The organism is Cupriavidus sp. HMR-1 (assembly GCF_000319775.1).
GTDB lineage: Bacteria > Pseudomonadota > Gammaproteobacteria > Burkholderiales > Burkholderiaceae > Cupriavidus > Cupriavidus metallidurans.
Window position 1 is genome coordinate 1 of sequence record NZ_ANKP01000237.1, and the last position, 17549, is coordinate 17549.

15 protein-coding genes and 3 pseudogenes are annotated in these 17549 nt (G+C 59.9%); 9 read left to right on the forward strand and 9 right to left on the reverse strand.

Annotation, left to right across the window (positions count from 1 at the left end; genetic code table 11):
* Positions 1-668 (reverse strand): porin (locus D769_RS24885; RefSeq protein WP_008650701.1); only part of this gene is annotated, 668 nt, incomplete at its 3' end.
* A gap of 337 nt (positions 669-1005) precedes the next feature.
* Here D769_RS24885 and D769_RS24890 point away from each other — a divergent pair.
* The 4 genes from D769_RS24890 to flgB (D769_RS24905) all read left to right on the forward strand — a co-directional run bounded on the left by D769_RS24890 (position 1006) and on the right by flgB (D769_RS24905) (position 3821).
* Positions 1006-1371: a transposase gene (locus D769_RS24890; RefSeq protein ID WP_008650703.1), complete on the forward strand. Its 366-nt coding sequence runs from the start codon at positions 1006-1008 to the stop codon at positions 1369-1371.
* Positions 1368-1715, forward strand: coding sequence for an IS66 family insertion sequence element accessory protein TnpB (gene tnpB, locus D769_RS24895; protein WP_008650705.1), 348 nt, complete (start codon positions 1368-1370; stop codon positions 1713-1715). The genes D769_RS24890 and tnpB overlap by 4 nt, the downstream gene beginning before the upstream one ends.
* Before the next feature lie 30 nt (positions 1716-1745).
* The gene (locus D769_RS24900) at positions 1746-3284 is read left to right on the forward strand and encodes an IS66 family transposase (protein WP_008650706.1); all 1539 of its coding nucleotides are present in this window, start codon (positions 1746-1748) and stop codon (positions 3282-3284) included.
* A 129-nt stretch (positions 3285-3413) separates the two neighbouring features.
* The gene (gene flgB, locus D769_RS24905) at positions 3414-3821 is read left to right on the forward strand and encodes a flagellar basal body rod protein FlgB (RefSeq protein ID WP_008650708.1); all 408 of its coding nucleotides are present in this window, start codon (positions 3414-3416) and stop codon (positions 3819-3821) included.
* A 534-nt stretch (positions 3822-4355) separates the two neighbouring features.
* On the opposite strand, the pseudogene D769_RS31420 reads toward flgB (D769_RS24905), so the two are convergent.
* The 5 genes and pseudogenes from D769_RS31420 to D769_RS24925 all read right to left on the reverse strand — a co-directional run.
* Positions 4356-4457, reverse strand: a pseudogene (locus D769_RS31420) (IS3 family transposase); the annotation flags it as partial.
* Positions 4458-4657: 200 nt separating this feature from the next.
* Positions 4658-5779, reverse strand: a complete 1122-nt coding sequence (locus D769_RS24910) for a glycosyltransferase family 2 protein (protein WP_008650709.1) — start codon at positions 5777-5779, stop codon at positions 4658-4660.
* Positions 5776-6159, reverse strand: a complete 384-nt coding sequence (locus tag D769_RS24915; protein WP_008650712.1) for a GtrA family protein — start codon at positions 6157-6159, stop codon at positions 5776-5778. The genes D769_RS24910 and D769_RS24915 overlap by 4 nt, the downstream gene beginning before the upstream one ends.
* On the reverse strand, positions 6156-7751 hold the full coding sequence (locus tag D769_RS24920; protein ID WP_040011244.1) for a glycosyltransferase family 39 protein: 1596 nt from the start codon (positions 7749-7751) through the stop codon (positions 6156-6158). Before D769_RS24920 ends, D769_RS24915 begins: the two co-directional genes overlap by 4 nt.
* A 761-nt stretch (positions 7752-8512) precedes the next feature.
* Positions 8513-8758 (reverse strand): hypothetical protein, encoded by a 246-nt coding sequence (locus D769_RS24925; protein WP_008650714.1) that lies wholly within the window; start codon positions 8756-8758, stop codon positions 8513-8515.
* Positions 8759-8922: 164 nt separating this feature from the next.
* On the opposite strand from D769_RS24925, the pseudogene D769_RS24930 reads away from it, so the two are divergent.
* Positions 8923-9371 (forward strand): annotated as a pseudogene (locus D769_RS24930) (transposase); the annotation flags it as partial.
* A gap of 41 nt (positions 9372-9412) precedes the next feature.
* On the opposite strand, the pseudogene D769_RS24935 reads toward D769_RS24930, so the two are convergent.
* Positions 9413-9709, reverse strand: a pseudogene (locus tag D769_RS24935) (integrase core domain-containing protein); the annotation flags it as partial.
* Between the two features lie 483 nt (positions 9710-10192).
* On the opposite strand from D769_RS24935, the gene D769_RS24945 reads away from it, so the two are divergent.
* The 4 genes from D769_RS24945 (at position 10193) to D769_RS31425 (ending at position 13833) form a co-directional block, all read left to right on the forward strand.
* On the forward strand, positions 10193-11800 hold the full coding sequence (locus tag D769_RS24945) for a glycosyltransferase family 39 protein (RefSeq protein WP_008650720.1): 1608 nt from the start codon (positions 10193-10195) through the stop codon (positions 11798-11800).
* Positions 11797-12180 carry a GtrA family protein gene (locus D769_RS24950; protein WP_008650722.1) on the forward strand — a complete coding sequence of 128 codons (384 nt, stop codon included), beginning with the start codon at positions 11797-11799 and terminating at the stop codon, positions 12178-12180. The genes D769_RS24945 and D769_RS24950 overlap by 4 nt, the downstream gene beginning before the upstream one ends.
* Entirely contained in the window at positions 12177-13298 is a 1122-nt protein-coding gene (locus tag D769_RS24955; protein ID WP_008650723.1) for a glycosyltransferase family 2 protein, read from the forward strand. The genes D769_RS24950 and D769_RS24955 overlap by 4 nt, the downstream gene beginning before the upstream one ends.
* 256 nt (positions 13299-13554) lie before the next feature.
* On the forward strand, positions 13555-13833 hold the full coding sequence (locus D769_RS31425; RefSeq protein WP_223277440.1) for a zinc ribbon domain-containing protein: 279 nt from the start codon (positions 13555-13557) through the stop codon (positions 13831-13833).
* A gap of 57 nt (positions 13834-13890) precedes the next feature.
* Here the strand turns inward: D769_RS31425 and D769_RS24965 are convergent, their stop codons facing one another.
* A complete protein-coding gene (locus D769_RS24965) occupies positions 13891-16380 on the reverse strand; it encodes a heavy metal translocating P-type ATPase (RefSeq protein WP_011514822.1) in 2490 nt (829 codons plus the stop codon).
* A 499-nt stretch (positions 16381-16879) separates the two neighbouring features.
* Complete coding sequence (gene flgB, locus D769_RS24970; protein ID WP_008650726.1) at positions 16880-17302, reverse strand: flagellar basal body rod protein FlgB; 423 nt, start codon at positions 17300-17302, stop codon at positions 16880-16882.
* Between the last annotated feature and the right edge of the window lie 247 nt (positions 17303-17549).

Genomic DNA, 17549 nt, shown 5'->3' on the forward strand with positions numbered 1-17549 from the left:
TCCTTGCGGTCGGCCGTGGCGACGGAGGTACCCTGGAATTCATCGTACACTGCGCCAACAGCGAGGGCGCCGGTTTCGTACATGAGCGACACGCCCATGTTGCGATCGACCTTGTAGTTCCCCGGCACTTCGCCGCCGCCGGTGCGGCTAAAGCTGTAGAGGCCGGTGACCGTCAGGCCACTGAAGATGCCACGGTACTTGATAGCATTGTCAGCGCGACCCGCCAAGACGTCATCCATCTTGAAGAGCGAGTAGCGCGGCGCGAAGCCCATCGGGTCGAGTTGCAGCGTGGTGTCATACATTGGTGTCGTTTGACGACCCAACGTCAGTTGACCATATTTGCTACCCAATCCTACGAAGGCACTACGATCAAAAAGACGGGTGCTGTTGTTCTGTGCGCCGGTGTCGAACGAAATGCCGCTTTCCAATTCGAAGATGGCTTTCAGACCGCCGCCAAGGTCTTCGACGCCACGCAGGCCCCAACGCGACGTCGACATGTTGCCGGAGGTCATGCGAACCTGGTTCGAGCCACCGGGCGAAGCCGATGGGACGTTGCTCAGATACTCGATACCCGCGTCGGCCACACCATACAGCGTGACGCTCGATTGAGCGAATGCGGTTGTAGCGAACAGACCGAGGGATGCGACGGCAATGCGACTAATCTTCATGGATTCTCCTCATTAAGACCCGAAATTAATTTGGTGGGGCGAGTATAGAAATCTGCAGATGACGGTCAGATTACGAAGTAGTTACGTGGGGTCACTCCGTCGCGTGATGACGACAAGGCGAAACGTACCGGGGATATTTGGATTACAGGGCTTTCCTGCCGGACGCTTCAATGCTTGTGCACGCGAACATTGCGGGTCGGTAATGGGAAATTCATGAAAAGAGGGCGCTTCTCTGTAACGGCCCGGCGAGTACCGTCTTCCGCAATTGAGACCGGGTAGGCAAGCTCTGGTGTCTTAGCGGGCAGCATAGGCGTCCGCTTAATTTAGGCGGACACTTATGAAGACACTCCCCGATCCCGTTTCGGAGAGGCGCATCCAGAGGCGCCGGTTCTCCGAAGCGTTCAAGCGCGATATCGTCGCGCAGTGTATGCAGCCCAATGCGTCTGTGTCGGCGATTGCGCTGGCCAACGGCCTCAATACGAATCAGGTCTTCAAGTGGCGCCGCATGGCTCTCGATGGCGAGCACGAGTCTTCGTCCACGATGCTGCCGGTGACCGTCGAGGACATCTCCTCCATGCCTGTCGTTCCGGCGTTGCGGCACGAAGGTGCCGTGGAGATCCGACTTGAGCGCGGCACGATCCGCCTCACCGGTCCCATCGACATTGCTATATTGAATGCGCTGATGGCGTCGCTAACAGCATGATTGGATTGCCTGCCGGAACACGGGTGTGGTTGGCTGCGGGGATTACCGATATGCGCTGCGGCTTTAATGGCCTGGCTGCGAAGGCACACACCACGCTGTCTGAGGACCCGTACAGCGGTCACGTCTTTGTCTTCCGCGGTCGGCGCGGCGACCTGATCAAGGTGCTGTGGTGGAGCGGTGACGGTCTCTGCCTGCTGGCCAAGCGTCTGGAGCGAGGCCGCTTCGTCTGGCCCCAGGCTGACAGCGGCAAGGTCCACCTAACGCCGGCGCAACTCTCGATGCTGCTCGAGGGCATCGACTGGCGCAAGCCAGAACGGACCTGGCGCCCGACACTGGCCTTGTAAACTGCTGCGCCGCTTCCTACACTGCGGGACATGCAAACCGATCCCGCCACGCTTCCCGATGACATCGCCGCCCTCAAGGCGATGATCATCGCGCGTGACAGCGCACTGCGCGACCATGCGATCGAGATCGAACACCTCAAGCTACTGATTGCCAAGCTCAAGCGCCAGCAGTTCGGTCACCGGTCCGAGAAGCTGGACCGGCAGATCGAGCAACTCGAACTAAAGCTCGAAGAACTGCAGACCGATGAAGGCGTCGTTGCGGCAAGTGCACCTCGCTCGCGCACGGCCCATAGCAACGGTGGACGCAACCCGCTACCGGCGCACCTGGAACGCGAAGACGTCATTCACTCGCCGACGGAGACCACGTGCTGCGATTGTGGTGGCACCTTCGAAGTCCTCGGCGAAGACGTCTCCGAGCAGCTCGAACTCGTCCCCGCACGATTACGTGTCATCCGATATCGGCGCGTGAAGCTTGCTTGTACGGGCTGCGATCGCATCGTGCAATCACCGGCACCCAGCCGTCCCATCGATCGAGGCATCCCCGGCCCGGGCTTGCTGGCCAACGTGCTGGTCTCGAAGTTCTGCGACCACCAGCCGCTGTATCGTCAGCGCGTTCGCTGGGAACGTGAAGGGGTCGATCTGCCAGAATCCACGCTGGGTGACTGGGTCGGTGGCTGCTCGGCGTTGCTCAGCCCGCTGGTCGCAGCGGTGGAGCGTTACGTGATGGGTGGCAACAAGGTGCACGGCGACGATACGCCGATTCCGGTGCTGGCGCCGGGCAATGGCAAGACAAAGACGGCACGGCTGTGGACCTACGTGCGTGACGATCGACCATCGGGCAACGCCGCGCCGCCTGCAGTGTGGTTCGCCTACTCGCCCGATCGTAAGGGTGAACACCCACAGCACCATCTGCGATCCTTCGGCGGGACCTTGCAAGCCGATGCGTATGCTGGCTTCAACGCGGTCTATGAAACTGGCCGAGTGCAAGAAGCCGCGTGCTGGGCGCACGCGAGACGCAAGTTCTACGAGCTGCATGCGGTGCGCCCCAATGCCGTCACCGAACAGGCGCTGGCGCGCATCGGCGAACTCTATGACATCGAGCGCGAGATCCGAGGGCAGCCGCCAGACCTGCGCCAGGAGACCCGGCAGCGCGAGGCTGTACCGCGACTAACAGCGCTCAAAGCTTGGCTGGAAGAGACGATGGCCAAGCTCTCCCGCAAGTCCGACACCACGGTGGCCATCCTCTACACGCTCAAGCGCTGGGAAGCGTTCGTGCGCTATGCCGGCGATGGGCAACTGGAGATCGACAACAACAGCGCCGAACGCGCGCTGCGCGCCGTCGCATTGGGACGCAAGAATTTCCTCTTCGCAGGCGCGGACAGTGGCGGGGAACGGGCCGCGGCGATGTACACGCTCATCGGAACGGCCAAGCTCAATGACCTCAACCCCGAGGCGTATCTGCGTCACGTGTTGAGCCGCATCGCCGATCATCCGATCAACCGGATCGATGAACTGCTGCCCTGGGCCGTCGCAGCTGAATTGCAGCCCATCGACGCCGCCCGCGCCTGACCGTCAGAGCCCCAAACGTATTGCTTCACGCGTCAAGGACGGTGCTCATCGGGCCGTTACGCTTCTCTCGAAACAAGATTGGCTGCACTTGCAATACGCTGCGGGCTCCGATCTAGTTGGAGAGTAAGGATGGACACGCCATACGTCGCAAAATGGGCGCGTAGCGAGGACAGTGTTCACGAACATGCGCTGCGGCTTCGCACGCGGCGGTTTGAGCTGCTGTCTGCAAATATTGCAAATGCGGATACGCTGAACTACAAGGCGCGCGATATCGACTTCAGCGCAGAGTTGGAGAGGGTGATGGGCAGTGGCGAGAATTTTCCAGGCATGACCATGACTTCGCCGCGGCACATCGAGGCAAGCAAGCCCACGCTGGAAGAGGATCTGATGTATCGCTTCCCCCTGCAGTCGAGTATGGACGGCAACACCGTGGAGATGGACGTCGAGCGTGTGACGTTCGCAGAGAACGCGCTGCGGATGCGGTTCTCCATTCAGAAGACTGCCGACGAGTACAAGGACATGCTCAAGCTTTACTAGGACATGCGGCCCTAGCGGGGAAACCGCGACTACTGGCAGGGCGGCTTGGGTGCGGCGACAGCGCTGGACGCGTCTTTGGAAGACGGCTCCGGTGTGCTCGCTGCGGATTCTTGCGTCGACGGATGTTTGGCTGTGCGATGTCGCGGGTTGGCCGCCCAGGCAACCCGTTGGTCGCGGGAGGCGTATCCCGTGTCCGAATGTTCAGTGGAGAGGGTGTGCCACTGGGTTGGCTTCTCGCTGAGTCGATCACCGGTCGCAGGAGCCGGCAAAGCGTAGGCCAGCAAGGCAGAGCATGCGACGGCGCTAATCATCTGTATGGTTCCTGGGCGGATGACATGAGGATCCTGTCATCTGCAAGATAGTACGCCCAGATTGCGGGCACAATACCAACGCATTACGGCGGGGCATTGGGGCGCTGACTCGTTGAGCTATGTTATTGCAATGCGGGGCACACTAGTTGCTAATAGTGTGCAACGGCGTGAATGCCGATTCAGACTGACTGGAGCCGGGGTGCGGACGATTTCTTGGACTGAGTTAAGTTGCGATGCCAAGGTGGCGCCGGTATTCGACCGGGCTCATTGCACGCAGTGACAACTTGATGCGCCGCTCGTTGTACCACTGGATGTAAGAGTTTAGCTCGTGCATGAATCGGGTGCTGCGAGGACTTGCGCTGCGACGCGTCAGCCAATGCCTGCAGTAAATAGTCTGTAGTGACTACAGGGTCAATGGTCGGTGGACGCGAAGAACGGAATAAGTTGGATACGAGGCTCTTTCTTTCGAAAACGTCATGATCCAGTTGCTGGCCATGTCGTGAGAGAGCATGGTACGCGGGCTGTCTACCGGCTTGGCGCAAGGGTTTCCGTGAGGATGGCATCCCGCGGAGAAGCCTCGGAGAGGCCCGGAGCTTTGCCTTCCGGGCACCCGGGTGCGTGGAAGATTGCTGCAGGCGGGGTGCCACCCCGTGTCGCTACGGCCACTTGCCCTGGCTCGGCGGTGGGGGTGCCGTGGCCGATCGGCGCCGTATAGCTTGCCACCAGATACACTGGCCGCCGCTTGACTTCATTGAACAGACGCCCAACATATTCCCCAAGCACGCCTAGGAAAACCAGTTGCAGGCCGCCCAGCAGAAGCAGGACAGTCATCATGGATGGGTAGCCGTGTACGGGGTCGCCGTAAAGCAGCGTCTTGCCAACGATGAAGGCGGCCATGCCAAATGCGGGAACGGCAACAAGCAGGCCGATCGAGGTCGCAAACTTGAGCGGCACGGTGGAAAAGGCAGTGATGCCATCCACGGCAAAACGCAACAGCTTGCGGTAGTTGAACTTGGTCTTCCCGGATGCCCGGGCGTCGCGCCGATACAAGACTGCGGTCTGCCGAAATCCGATCCAGGCATACAGCCCCTTCATGAAGCGGTGCTGCTCCCGGAGTTGTCCGAGGGCGGCAACGGCACGACGGCTCATTACGCGGAAGTCGCCGGTGTCGGCCGGAATCTCCGTATCGCTGAGCTTGCCCATCAGACGGTAAAACCAGTGCGCGGTGAACTTCTTGAGGAACGATTCGCCATCTCGGGAGGTGCGCGTGGCGTACACCACGTCGAACCCCTCTCGCCATTTCTCGATCAACGAGGGAATCAGTTCGGGCGGATCCTGCAGATCGGCGTCGATGATCACAACGGCGTCGCCGCTTGCCACGTCGAGGCCCGCCGTTAGCGCGGCTTCCTTGCCGAAGTTGCGACTCAGTTCGACAATGCCGACGCGCGCTTCGGCCGCCTTGAGATTGTGTGCAACCGCCAGTGATCGATCGCGGCTGCCGTCGTCCACGTAGATGATCTCGTAGTTCGATGCCAATCCATCCATCACGCGGAGAAGCCGAAAGTGAAATTGTGGCAGGACAGCTTCTTCATTGAAGAGCGGCACGACGACCGAGATCTTCTCTGGCAGCAGGTTGGTGGCATTCATCGCATCGCTCCATTCATGAACGTCCAATTTGCATGGATTACGTAGTTGACCAGCATGACCGAAATGGTCGACAAAACCTGTGCAACGAGGTAGTGCAGCCCCAGCGCTAGTCCTATCCACAGCAGTAGCGAATTGAGAGAAAATGCCAGAGCGCCAACTAGAATGAACCGTCCGAAGGTGGCGCGTTGTGGTTGGACTTGTGTGAACACCCATCGGCTGCTGATGAAGTAGTGCGCCAAAAGACCAACAACACTACCGGCGGCAGATGCCGGAAGCGCTGCGGCCCCGAACCTGACCAGCGCTATTAGCGTTGCATAGTGGGCGGCGGTTGCCGTAGCTCCCGCACCAAGAAACCGCACAAATCGTAACGGGACCCTCATGGCTTCTGCACCAGGACGTTGACGCCTTGTCGACCGATCACAGTTGTGTCGCCACCGAGCAGCGGTCTCAGTCGATGAAACGTCTCGTGCCGCATGACCGCGAGCTTGTGACCAGGGGTCTTCCATCGCTGCGCAAAGGCCTCTTCATTAGCAATCAACTTTCCAGGCTCGACCGAGAAGCCAAGATCTAGCTCGGATCTGGCGCCGACAATGGTAGGTAATCGCTCGGTGTAGAATGCTAGGCCTCGGTCAATTTGTCCCACGTCGAACAGTTCTGTGTCAACGCGGGACGCCGCCTTGGCTTCCAAGCCAAGTGGTTTGATGGAGAGGGATCCAAACGCCCGAGACGCCATCAAGCCAGCCTGAAGGCCGGCCAGCGTCGCCAGCGAAGCGACGGCAACCGCGCAGAGCCTGCGGCCGCGCAGGGCGATCCCAAAGGCCAGAAAGCCACCGATCGCGAGAATGCCTACGGTGATGGAGCCCCAGGTCTGCAACGTTGCCGGATCGCTGACGTCGCGCTTCAGTAGCGCATTTGACAAGGTCGGATGCCACAGCAGGAAGCCGATCGTCACCGCGAGCACTGGCATGGCAAGAAAGCTTGCAGCCAACGTGGGGCGGACTCCGGACATAGCACGGTGCGCAAGCAGCACCGCCATCGGTGGAAAGGCTGGCAGGATATACAGCGGCAGCTTGGAGCGGGAGATCGAGAAGAAGGTAAGGACAACAACAACCCAGAGTGACAAAAACAATCTCGAATCGAAGTGCTGCGTCGCCCGAGCGCTGCGAGACCAGAAAGAGAAAGCACGAGGGATCAAGCCAATGAACGGCAGCACACCCGCCGCGGCAACGGCAAGGAAAAACCAGACTGGCTTGTCTCGCTCGTGTATCGCGGAAGAAAACCTTGCGAAGTGTTCGTGGATAAAGAAGTAGTTCAGAAATTCGGGGTTGCGCAAGGACACCACAATGAACCAAGGCGCTGTGATTGCCACCGCAAGCGGACTCCAGCGCCAGAATTTCCCGCTGAAGAACGCGGATCGCTGTCGCGTGATCGCCACGTACAGCGCCAGCGTTATTGCTGGCAATACGAGAGCGATCAGGCCTTTGGCAAGAAATGCCAGACCGACCAACAGCCAGATAATCGGGTATAAGCGATAGTCCCGACGCTGGTAAGCCACAGCGAAAACGAGAGCCGCACTGCCGAGCAGTGAGCCGACGCCGATGTCCGTCGTTGTCAGATTCGAGCCGAGAATCCATAAGGGTGCGCCGATAAGTACCGACGCTGAAGCCAGGCCAACGTGCTTGTCATAGAGCTTTTGCGCAGCCCACCATGCGACAAGTACGCCCAGCAGTCCCACAAGAGCACTCCAGATCCTTGCTGTCCATTCGGACGGCCCGAAAAGCGTATAGGCGCCGGCGGTCGCCCAATACTGAAGGGGTGGCTTGTCGAAGAACTTGACGCCATTTAACCGCGGCGTGACCCAGTCGCCCGAGACGAACATTTCCCGCGGAACCTCTGCGTAACGCCCCTCATCGGGTTCATACAGCGGGCGAATGGCTAGTGTCGACATCCAAAGGACCATTGCCAGTGTCATCGTCAAGACAGGCAAAATCCGTCGTTTTGAGAGCAGGCCCATGTAGTTACGGTTAAATTTCTGCCGATCAGACGTACGCGTCGCCTGTGCCACTTCCGAAAGCTACTCGCAGGATCGTGGTGCTGGGGCTTTGCAACGGACACGCGCTTCTTTTCGATCCCGAGTCTGCAGACCGTATTCACGGAAAGGGCTTGGGCCGCGAGGTGGCCGTTGCAATGTCTCGAACGCGATATTTTTGCATCCGGATGACAGATTTTAGGGTCCTGACCTGTCGAAAGGATTACGGGAAGATGACGTGCGGAGCCATCGACCGGGAAGTTGGGGATAGGGCGTTGTGTCGAGCGACTAAGGAGGAGGGAGCCTGACAGTCGGTTTTGCGGTTGCGCCGCGATCGCTGGACCTGAGGGAAGGCCTCTTAAGACCTTACAAACAGCGGCCGATGATCAAATGATGGCCATGGACGTCAGTCCAACCAATCAAGCGCGTGCTCGTCACACCCGGCCACCTTCAATTGGGCTTTAGTGAGCCGCATAGCACTAGAATCCATTCACGGCTCCAGCGCTCGCCCATCCAAATAACGTGATCTTCGCCGGAAGCATGTTGCCATGCGAAATCATCCACGATCTAAAGTGTGCGCCGGGCTCGACCGACCGGGCCGCGAAAATGAGCTCGGCCAGTCAAGAAGCCGCTTCCCGAATGCATTACGCACGTGCACGTAGACTGCTGGAGCTACGCCGCCTTACGCTCAGAGGGAGTTGCGGCTACTCCAGAGATTCGGGTGCCCGCCGAGGGCAGCAGTTGCGCGCCCATCCGAGTACTGAGAGCTGCTCCATGATTTCTCCATCGACCTCCACTCGGTACGAGCTGTCGGCGAGCCGCAGCCACGACGTCACTAATCCAAGCTGCATCAGGCTCTGCAAGGTCGCTTCCATCTCCACCGCTTGCAACTCAGCGGCATCTGGATCGCCGCTGGGCGCCTCCAAGACTATTGCACCATTCTGGGCCATCGCCTGTATCCTCTCGCTTTAGGAAGTCGTGCCAAGACGCGATCTTATTTTATGCGCAGTTCATTTACGCATAATTAATCGATTTACTTGCTTTCGGGGGGGCTATCCGGATGGAGCGAGCCTGGAGCGGCCCCCTGAATTGCCGGACACAGTTCCCCCTTACAATGAACTTACAGGCGGGGGCATACGACTGTGTTTCGATTGAGCGCGAGAGCTGTGAGCCGGGCAAGACGGTGTTGATGGTGGCGTGCCAGCAAGGCGGAAATCCGAATCACCTCCTTCATTGGCGCAAGCTGTACCAGGACGGCAGTCTATCGGCGGTTAGGGCTGGTGAAGAAGTCGTGCCGCCATCGAGCCTGAGCGACGCGCTCAAGCAAGTCCGTGAGCTACAGCGCATGCTGGGGCAAGAAGACCATGGAGAACGAGATTCTCCGTGAGGCAGTGGAGGTGATGACCTCGCGAAAATAATTTGCGCGCTCAACCTCATTGGCGGGGGACGACCTGTGAAGCTGGTCTGCGAAGTTCTCGGTGTAGCGCGATCAAAAATGTAGAAGAGAAGCTTGCTCGGCCTGCAGACTGGCAAGACGGGCGCAGTGCCAGGCAAACCGACGATTGGGGTTACCCCGTTTTTTCGGACAGATCTGCATTGGAATCTTAGTTCGATGGGTTGTCTCCTTGTGATGGGGCGGTGAAGGCTGAGTGTTGCGTCAGATCCTTGTCATGGGCGGTCATCCTTTCAAACTCCTGCGGGCTTCGATAGCGCAACGCGCTGTGCAAGCGATGTGGGTTGTACCAGCCTTCGATCCAAGTGAACAAGGCGCGCCGCGCGTCATCATGCGTGGCAAAGTGCGAACGCATCAGCAGCTCGCATTCGAGCGTTGCAAAGAAGCTTTCACACATGGCGTTGTCATAAGCATCGCCCGCCGATCCCATCGAGGGCTGCACCCCGGCGTACTAAGGGTGATGAGGCCCGCTGACAACTGCGGGGCGTCAAGTTTACTATGCAGAACATTGCGGCGACATTGCCGAATGGTTACGCACCAACGCATCGAACCCGACGCCCGTTCTCCGAAGCACTTGGGTTACCATGAGCTAACGCTGACGCTTCGTCAGGCAACTTCTTCTGCCGCAAAGCACTCGACGGCGGACTGCGCCGTCATCACCTCGTAATCCCCCCGACAGGTGAGCGCCCTAGAATCCCGCTGTTCGCTCTCTGCTGGCCAAGTCGCCATCCTTCGGACTCCCGCGTGAATCGCATCCTCGGCTCGTGGGGCGTCAAGCGGCGCCGCGTGAACTGCTCCATGATCCAACATCACGACGGCGACGAACCACATCCGGCATCTATGTCGTTGCGCCCTGAGAGCATTTGACCAAGCGCGGTAGCAGTGGCCACCGCACACCTGGACGGGCAGTCTCTTGAAGCGACAGATTTTCATGGCTTTGACCATCGCACTCACGGTGGTCCTCTGGATGTCCACGCTATCCGTGCGTCCCCTCTATGAACCCGACGAGGGTCGTTACGCCGAGGTTCCGCGCGAGATGTTCGTCTCCGGCGATTGGGTCACGCCGCGGTTGAACGGCATCAAGTTCTTCGACAAGCCGCCCCTGCAGTATTGGGCGACCGCCAGCGCCTATACGCTCTTCGGGCCGTCCGAGTGGACAGCAAGGATCTGGAGTGCGCTTGTGGGACTGCTGGGCGCACTCGCCGCATGGTGGGCGGCGCGATCGCTCTATGACACGCGCATAGGCCTCGCCTCAGCGCTGGTGCTCATCGGCGCTCCCCTCTGGATTCTCGGCTCGAATCTGACAACAACAGACATTGGTGTCGGCGCACTGCTCGGCAGTGCCGCTCTCGTTTTCGCCGTGGCCTACCAGAATCGGGAACCTCGCTTATACCCCCTGATCTGGTTGTTGGTCGGTCTGGCATTTCTTGCCAAAGGCCTGATTGCCCTGGTACTGCCAGGAATCACGCTGCTGCTATACGGGGCGGTCACTCGACAATTTTCCGCATTTTTTAGCGCGAGATTCTGGCGCTGGAGCCTGCTTGCGGTGGCCATCACCATGCCTTGGTTTGTCGTGGTGTCCCAGCGCAACCCCGAATTTCTGAATTACTTCTTCATCCACGAACACTTCGCGAGATTCTCGTCCTCGGTTCACGAGCGGGACAAGCCATTCTGGTTCTTCCTGGCCGTTGGTGCGGCAGGCGTCCTGCCGTTCATGGGCTTGATTCCCCGTGCTATCGCACTCCGCTCTCGCAGCGCACAGGCAACGCCTGGCTTCGACGCACGACTGTTTCTGTCGCTGTGGGTAGTCGTTGTCATTGCCTTCTTTTCGATTTCGCGCTCGAAGCTGCCGCTCTATATCCTGCCCGCCTTACCACCGGTGGCCGTCTTGCTCGCGTACAGATCCATGACTGCAGCCCGCCCCACACTGGCGGCAAGCTTTCTTGCCATGCCTGTGCTCGGCGTTGCCATCGCCGTGCTGCTATGGCATCCGACAATGTCGAATGCGGTACTGAAGCTCAATATCAGCAATCCGGCCTCATTGCATACCTGGGGCGCCATCACGATGGGCATTCTGGTCATCGGTGGCTTCCTGGCCTTTGGGATCGCCCTGCGCGGCCACAGGCTCTGCGCGGTTGCCGTCGCTTCGCTGGCGACGCTGGCCAGCCTTCAGGCTGGCTTGATGGCGTCTCGGGCGTTTGGGTCCCTCTCCATCAAACCACTTGGCTTGGAAGCCAAGGCGGCGTCCCGCGACAACACACAACTGTTCAACGTGGGCCAGATTGACCGAGGTCTGGCGTTTTACGCCGAACGAGAACCGATCATTGTCGGGGCCAGATCCGAGCTGGATCTCGGCTTCTCGGTCGAGCCCGACAAGTGGATTGCTAATGAAGAAGCTTTTGCGCAGCGATGGCTGACCCCTGGTCACAAGCTCGCGGTCATGCGGCACGAGACGTTTCATCGACTGAGACCGCTGCTCGGCGGCAACACAACTGTGATCGGACGACATGGCGTCAACGTTCTGGTGCAAAAACCATGAACATCCCATCACGATTTGTACGGTTTCTGGGCGCGGGGGCGACGGCAACCGCTACACACTACGCAACACTGATCACGCTGGTCGGTTTCGGGGTTGCAGCGCTACCGGCGTCTGCCGCCGGCAGTGTTGCAGGCCTTCTGACGCACTACTGCATCAGCAGCCGATGGGTGTTCACACCAGTCCGACCACAACGCGCCACTTTCGGACGGTTCATTCTCGTTTCCGCGCTGGCGTTCTTTCTTAACTCACTTCTGATGTGGGCTGGACTAGCATTGGGGCTTCACTACCTGGTTGCTCAAATCCTCTCGACAATTTTCGTCATGTTGGTCAACTACGTACTCCATGCAAATTGGACGTTCATGAATGGAGCGATGCGATGAATGCCGCCAGCCTGCTGCCAGAGAAGATCTCGGTCGTCGTACCGCTCTTCAATGAAGAAGCTGTCCTGCCACAGTTTCACTTTCGGCTTCTCCGCGTGATGGATGGATTGGCATCGGACTACGAGATTATCTACGTGGACGATGGCAGCCGCGATCGATCACTGGCGGTTGCACACAATCTCAAGGCGGCCGAAGCGCGCGTCGGCATTGTCGAGCTGAGTCGCAACTTCGGCAAGGAAGCCGCGCTAACGGCGGGCCTCGACGTGGCAAGCGGCGACGCCGTTGTGATCATCGACGCCGATCTGCAGGATCCGCCCGAACTGATTCCGTCGTTGATCGAGAAATGGCGCGAGGGGTTCGACGTGGTGTACGCCACGCGCACTTCCCGGGATGGCGAATCGTTCCTCAAGAAGTTCACCGCGCACTGGTTTTACCGCCTGATGGGCAAGCTCAGCGATACGGAGATTCCGGCCGACACCGGCGACTTCCGCGTCATGAGCCGTCGTGCCGTTGCCGCACTCGGACAACTCCGGGAGCAGCACCGCTTCATGAAGGGGCTGTATGCCTGGATAGGATTCCGGCAGACGGCCGTCTTGTATCGGCGTGACGCGCGGGCATCCGGGACGACCAAGTTCAACTACCGCAAGCTGTTGCGTTTTGCCGTGGATGGCATCACTGCCTTTTCCACCGTGCCGCTCAAGTTTGCAACCTCGATCGGCCTGCTTGTTGCCGTTCCCGCCTTTGGCATGGCCGCCTTCATCGTTGGCAAGACGCTGCTCTACGGCGACCCCGTACACGGCTACCCATCCATGATGACCGCCCTGCTTCTGCTGGGCGGCCTGCAACTGGTTTTCCTAGGCGTGCTCGGGGAATATGTTGGGCGTCTGTTCAATGAAGTCAAGCGGCGGCCGGTGTATCTGGTGGCAAGCTATACGGCGCCGATCGGCCCCGGCACCCCCACCGCTGAGCCGGGGCAGGTGGCCGCAGCGACACGGGGTGGCACCCCGCCTGCAGCAATCTTTCACGCACCCGGATGCCCGGAAGGCAAAGCTCCTGGCCTCCCCGAGGCTCCTCAGCGGGATGCCATCCTCACGGAAACCCTTGCGCCAAGCCGATAGACAGCCCGCCTTCCATGCGCTCTCACGACATGGCCAGCAACTATCGGGATCATGACGTTTTCGAAAGAAAGAGCCTCGTATTCAACTTATTCCGTTCTTCGCATCCACCGACCATTGACCCTGTAGTCACTACAGACTATTTACTACAGGCATTGGCTGACGCGTAGCAGCGCAAGTCGTCGCAGCACCCGACACCACGGGGCCGCAGCGACGATCCATCCACTTAGGAGGAATGATGGGTTTCTTGGAAAGGCTCATGGGCCGTCACAGCGGCGGTCATCACGGCGGCGGAAGTGAGCACGGTCGTCGAGGAGGTCATCATGATGGTGGCGGCAGCTACGGCTATGGGAATCCTTTGCCACCACAAAGCCCCGCCGGCGTCCACTGCCCCAACTGCGGCACGGTGAGCGCCCAGGGCGCGCGCTTCTGCCAGCAATGCGGCAGTTCACTGGCTCCGGCGCCGTGCAGTCGATGCGGCACCTTACTCCCACGCGACGCAAAGTTCTGTGGAAGTTGCGGCAATGCCGCCAAATGAGTCGGCGGCCATAGCTGCCGCCGCATCTGGCATCGCCATCATTGCGGCCGGGGCCCGTCATGGGGATTTGTCGCGATAGGCTAGCAGTCGAAGCGCATTGAACACGACGATCAGCGTCGACCCCTCATGCATGGCCACGGCGGGCCCGATACCGAGGCCGAGGATCGTGGCTGGCAGAAGGAACGCCACGACGCCGAGGCTGATATACACGTTCTGAAGGATGATGGCCCGCGTATGTCGGCTTAAACCGACCACAAAAGGCAGGTGTTGGAGGTCGTCGGCCATCAGCGCAACATCCGCCGTTTCCAGTGCCACATCTGAACCTGCCGCACCCATTGCGATGCCCACCGTGGCGTTGGCCATTGCCGGCGCGTCGTTGACGCCGTCGCCGACCATGGCCACTTTGGCTTCCGCGCGCAACGTCTGGATGGCTTTGACCTTGTCCTCAGGCATCAGATCGCCCCAGGCTTCATCGATACCTACGTCCTTGGCGACGGCTTCGGCTGCGCGCTGGTGATCGCCGGAGATCATGATCATGCGTGTGATACCCAGCCTGCGCAGTGCCTCGAGGGCAGCGCGCGCCGAGGCGCGCGGCGTGTCCATCAGCCCAATGGCGCCGAGGTCCCGATCTCCCTGCCTGACGATCATTGTCGTGCGGCCAGTGCTGCGCAGCGTCTGCACTGCGCTCGCCATCGATTCGCTAAGCGGTGCAATCCCGTCGGCGCCGAACATGTCAGGCTTGCCAATCCAGACGGTCTTACCGCACAACGTCGCCGTGACCCCGCGTCCGGTCAAGCTTTGGAGATGAGACGCTTCCGGGATGGAACTGCCTTCCAGGCGCTTGCGGCCATCGCGGGCAATGGCCGCAGCCAACGGGTGGTCGCTGAGCGACTCCACGGCGACCGCTACGCTCAACAATTCCGCTTCAGCTACTCCTTCGGCGACCATCACATCGGTAATACGGGGGCGCCCCTCCGTCAGCGTCCCCGTCTTATCGAATGCAATGGCTTTCAGTGAACCCAGGTTTTCGAGCGGCGCCCCGCCCTTGATCAGTACACCCCCTCTAGCGGCGCGCGCTACCCCCGACAGCACCGCGCTCGGTGTCGCGATGGCGAGCGCGCATGGGCTGGCGGCAACCAGCACCGCCATGGCGCGGTAGAAGGTCGCACTGAACGGCTCATTGATCACTAGCCCTGCAAACAGCAGCAATACCGCCAGCACAAGCACTGCAGGAACAAAGATCCGTTCGAACTTCTCAGTGAACCGCTGGCTCGGTGACTTTTGCGCTTCGGCCTCGTTGACCATCTTGACGACTTTCGCCAGGGCGCTGTCCGTGGAAAGGCGCGTCACTTCCACTTCAATGGCGCCGGCGCCATTGATGGTTCCGGCGAACACGCGGGACACGGCCCCTACGGCATCGGGCTTCCTCCTGGCTGCGGCGGCGTCATCCACGGGCTGCTTGTCGACCGGGATGCTTTCGCCAGTAACCGGCGCTTGATTGACTGCGGAAGCCCCCTTTACCAGAAAACCATCGGCGGGGAGGCGTTCGTTCGGCCGAACCACCACCACATCCCCCACCTGCAATTCCTCGACGGGGACCTCTCGTACCTCGCCTTCACGCCGCACACTTGCTGTAGCCGGTGCGAGCGCCGCCAACGCTTCGATCGCCCGCTTGGCGCGCCCCATGGCGTAGTGTTCGAGCCCGTGGCCGAGACTGAACAAAAAGAGAAGTAGCGCGCCTTCCGCCCAAGCGCCTAACGCCGCCGCCCCTGCGGCGGCTACCAGCATCAGTGTGTCGATTTCGAACTTCTTTAGCCGGAGGTTCTCTATCGCTTCCCGAACGGTATAGAAACCACCAAAAAAATACGCGCCGACAAAGAAGGCAACCGGAATCCATGCTGGCAGGCTGCCGAACAGCTTACCAACGGCAAATCCGAGACCAAGCAAGGCCCCACAGATCAGGGAGAAGATTAGCTCAGTATTCGGGCCAAACACGCTGCCGTGTGCGTGGGCCTCATGCCCCTCGCCTTCCCCATGTGCATGATCCTTGACGCCTTCGCGGTGTTCATGGTCTGCATGACCGCTCTTCCGGGCACCGATCTCAACCGGCGCGAGCCCGCGTTTTGACAGGGCCTGCTCGATCCCTGCCGCGGAGATCCGATCGTTGTCGAATTCGACGCGCGCTATGCCGGAGGCGCTGACTTCGGCCTCGATGACGCCGGGCAAGGCCCGCAGTTGGCTAGCTACGGTTCGCGCTCGTCGTTCGTGCCAGACGCCCTTCAATTGCCAAAGCACATGACCAAACCGCGACGAAATCACCGCACCCGTGCTTGTCACCAGCTCCCGGATGCGGGCAAGGGAAATCGCTGCGGGATCGTAGTGGACACATATCTGTGAATCGCTATCAACATTTGCAGTTTTTATATGCGCCGCCTCGACGCCCTCTTTCCCTCTCAGTTCGGACAGCAACCGTTCTACACAGGGATCAGAGGAATCGGGAAGGCCAGGAAGCAAGACAGGAATGTCCAGGCGCAGCTTTTCGGTCATTGTCGCGGGCTCCAGTCAGTCTGAATCGGCATTCACGCCGTTGCACACTATTAGCAACTAGTGTGCCCCGCATTGCAACAACAAAGCTCAACGAGTCAGCGCCCCAATGCCCCGCCGTAATGCGTTGGTAATGTGCCCGCAATCTGAGCGTACTATCTTGCGGATGACAGGATCCTCATGTCATCCGTCCAGGAACCATACAGATGATTAGCGCCGTCGCATGCTCTGCCTTGCTGGCCTACGCTTTGCCGGCTCCTGCGACCGGTGATCGACTCAGCGAGAAGCCGACCCAGTGGCACACCCTCGCCATTGGACATTCAGACACGGGATACGCCTCCCGCGACCAACGGGTTGCCTGGGCGGCCAACCCGCGACATCGCACAGCCAAACATCCGTCGAAGCAGGAATCCGCAGCGAGCACACCGGAGCCGTCTTCCAGAGACGCGTCCAGCGCTGTCGCCGCACCCAAGCCGCCCTGCCAGTAGTCGCGGTTTCCCCGCTAGGGCCGCATGTCCTGGTAGAGCTTGAGCATGTCCTTGTACTCGTCGGCAGTCTTTTGAATGGAGAACCGCATCCGCAGCGCGTTCTCTGCAAACGCCACACGCTCGACGTCCATCTCCACGGTGTTGCCGTCCATACTCGACTGCAGGGGGACGCGATACATCAGATCCTCTTCCAGCGCGGGCTTGCTTGCCTCGATGTGTCGCGGCGAAGTCATGGTCATGCCCGCAAAATTCTGGCCACTGCCCATCACCCTATCCAACTCGGCGCTGAAGTCGATATCGCGCGCCTTGTAGTTCGGCGTATCCGCATTTGCAATATTTGCAGACAGCAGCTCGAACCTCCGTGTGCGAAGTCGCAGCGCTTGCTCATGAACGCTGTCTTCGCTACGCGCCCATTTTGCGACGTATGGCGTGTCCATCCTTACTCTCCAACTAGATCGGAACCCGCAGCGTATTGCAAAGGCAGTCGATCTTGCTTCGAGAGAAGCGACCTCTTTTCGTGAGTTTCCCATTACCGGCCCGCAATGTTCGCGCGCACACAGGTTGACGCGTCCGCGCGAAAGCCATGTCAATCCACATAACCCCGGTACGTTCCACCTTGTCGTCATCACGCGACGAAGTGACCCCACGTAATTACTTCGCTGAGCTTGCCCCCGCAAAACGAAT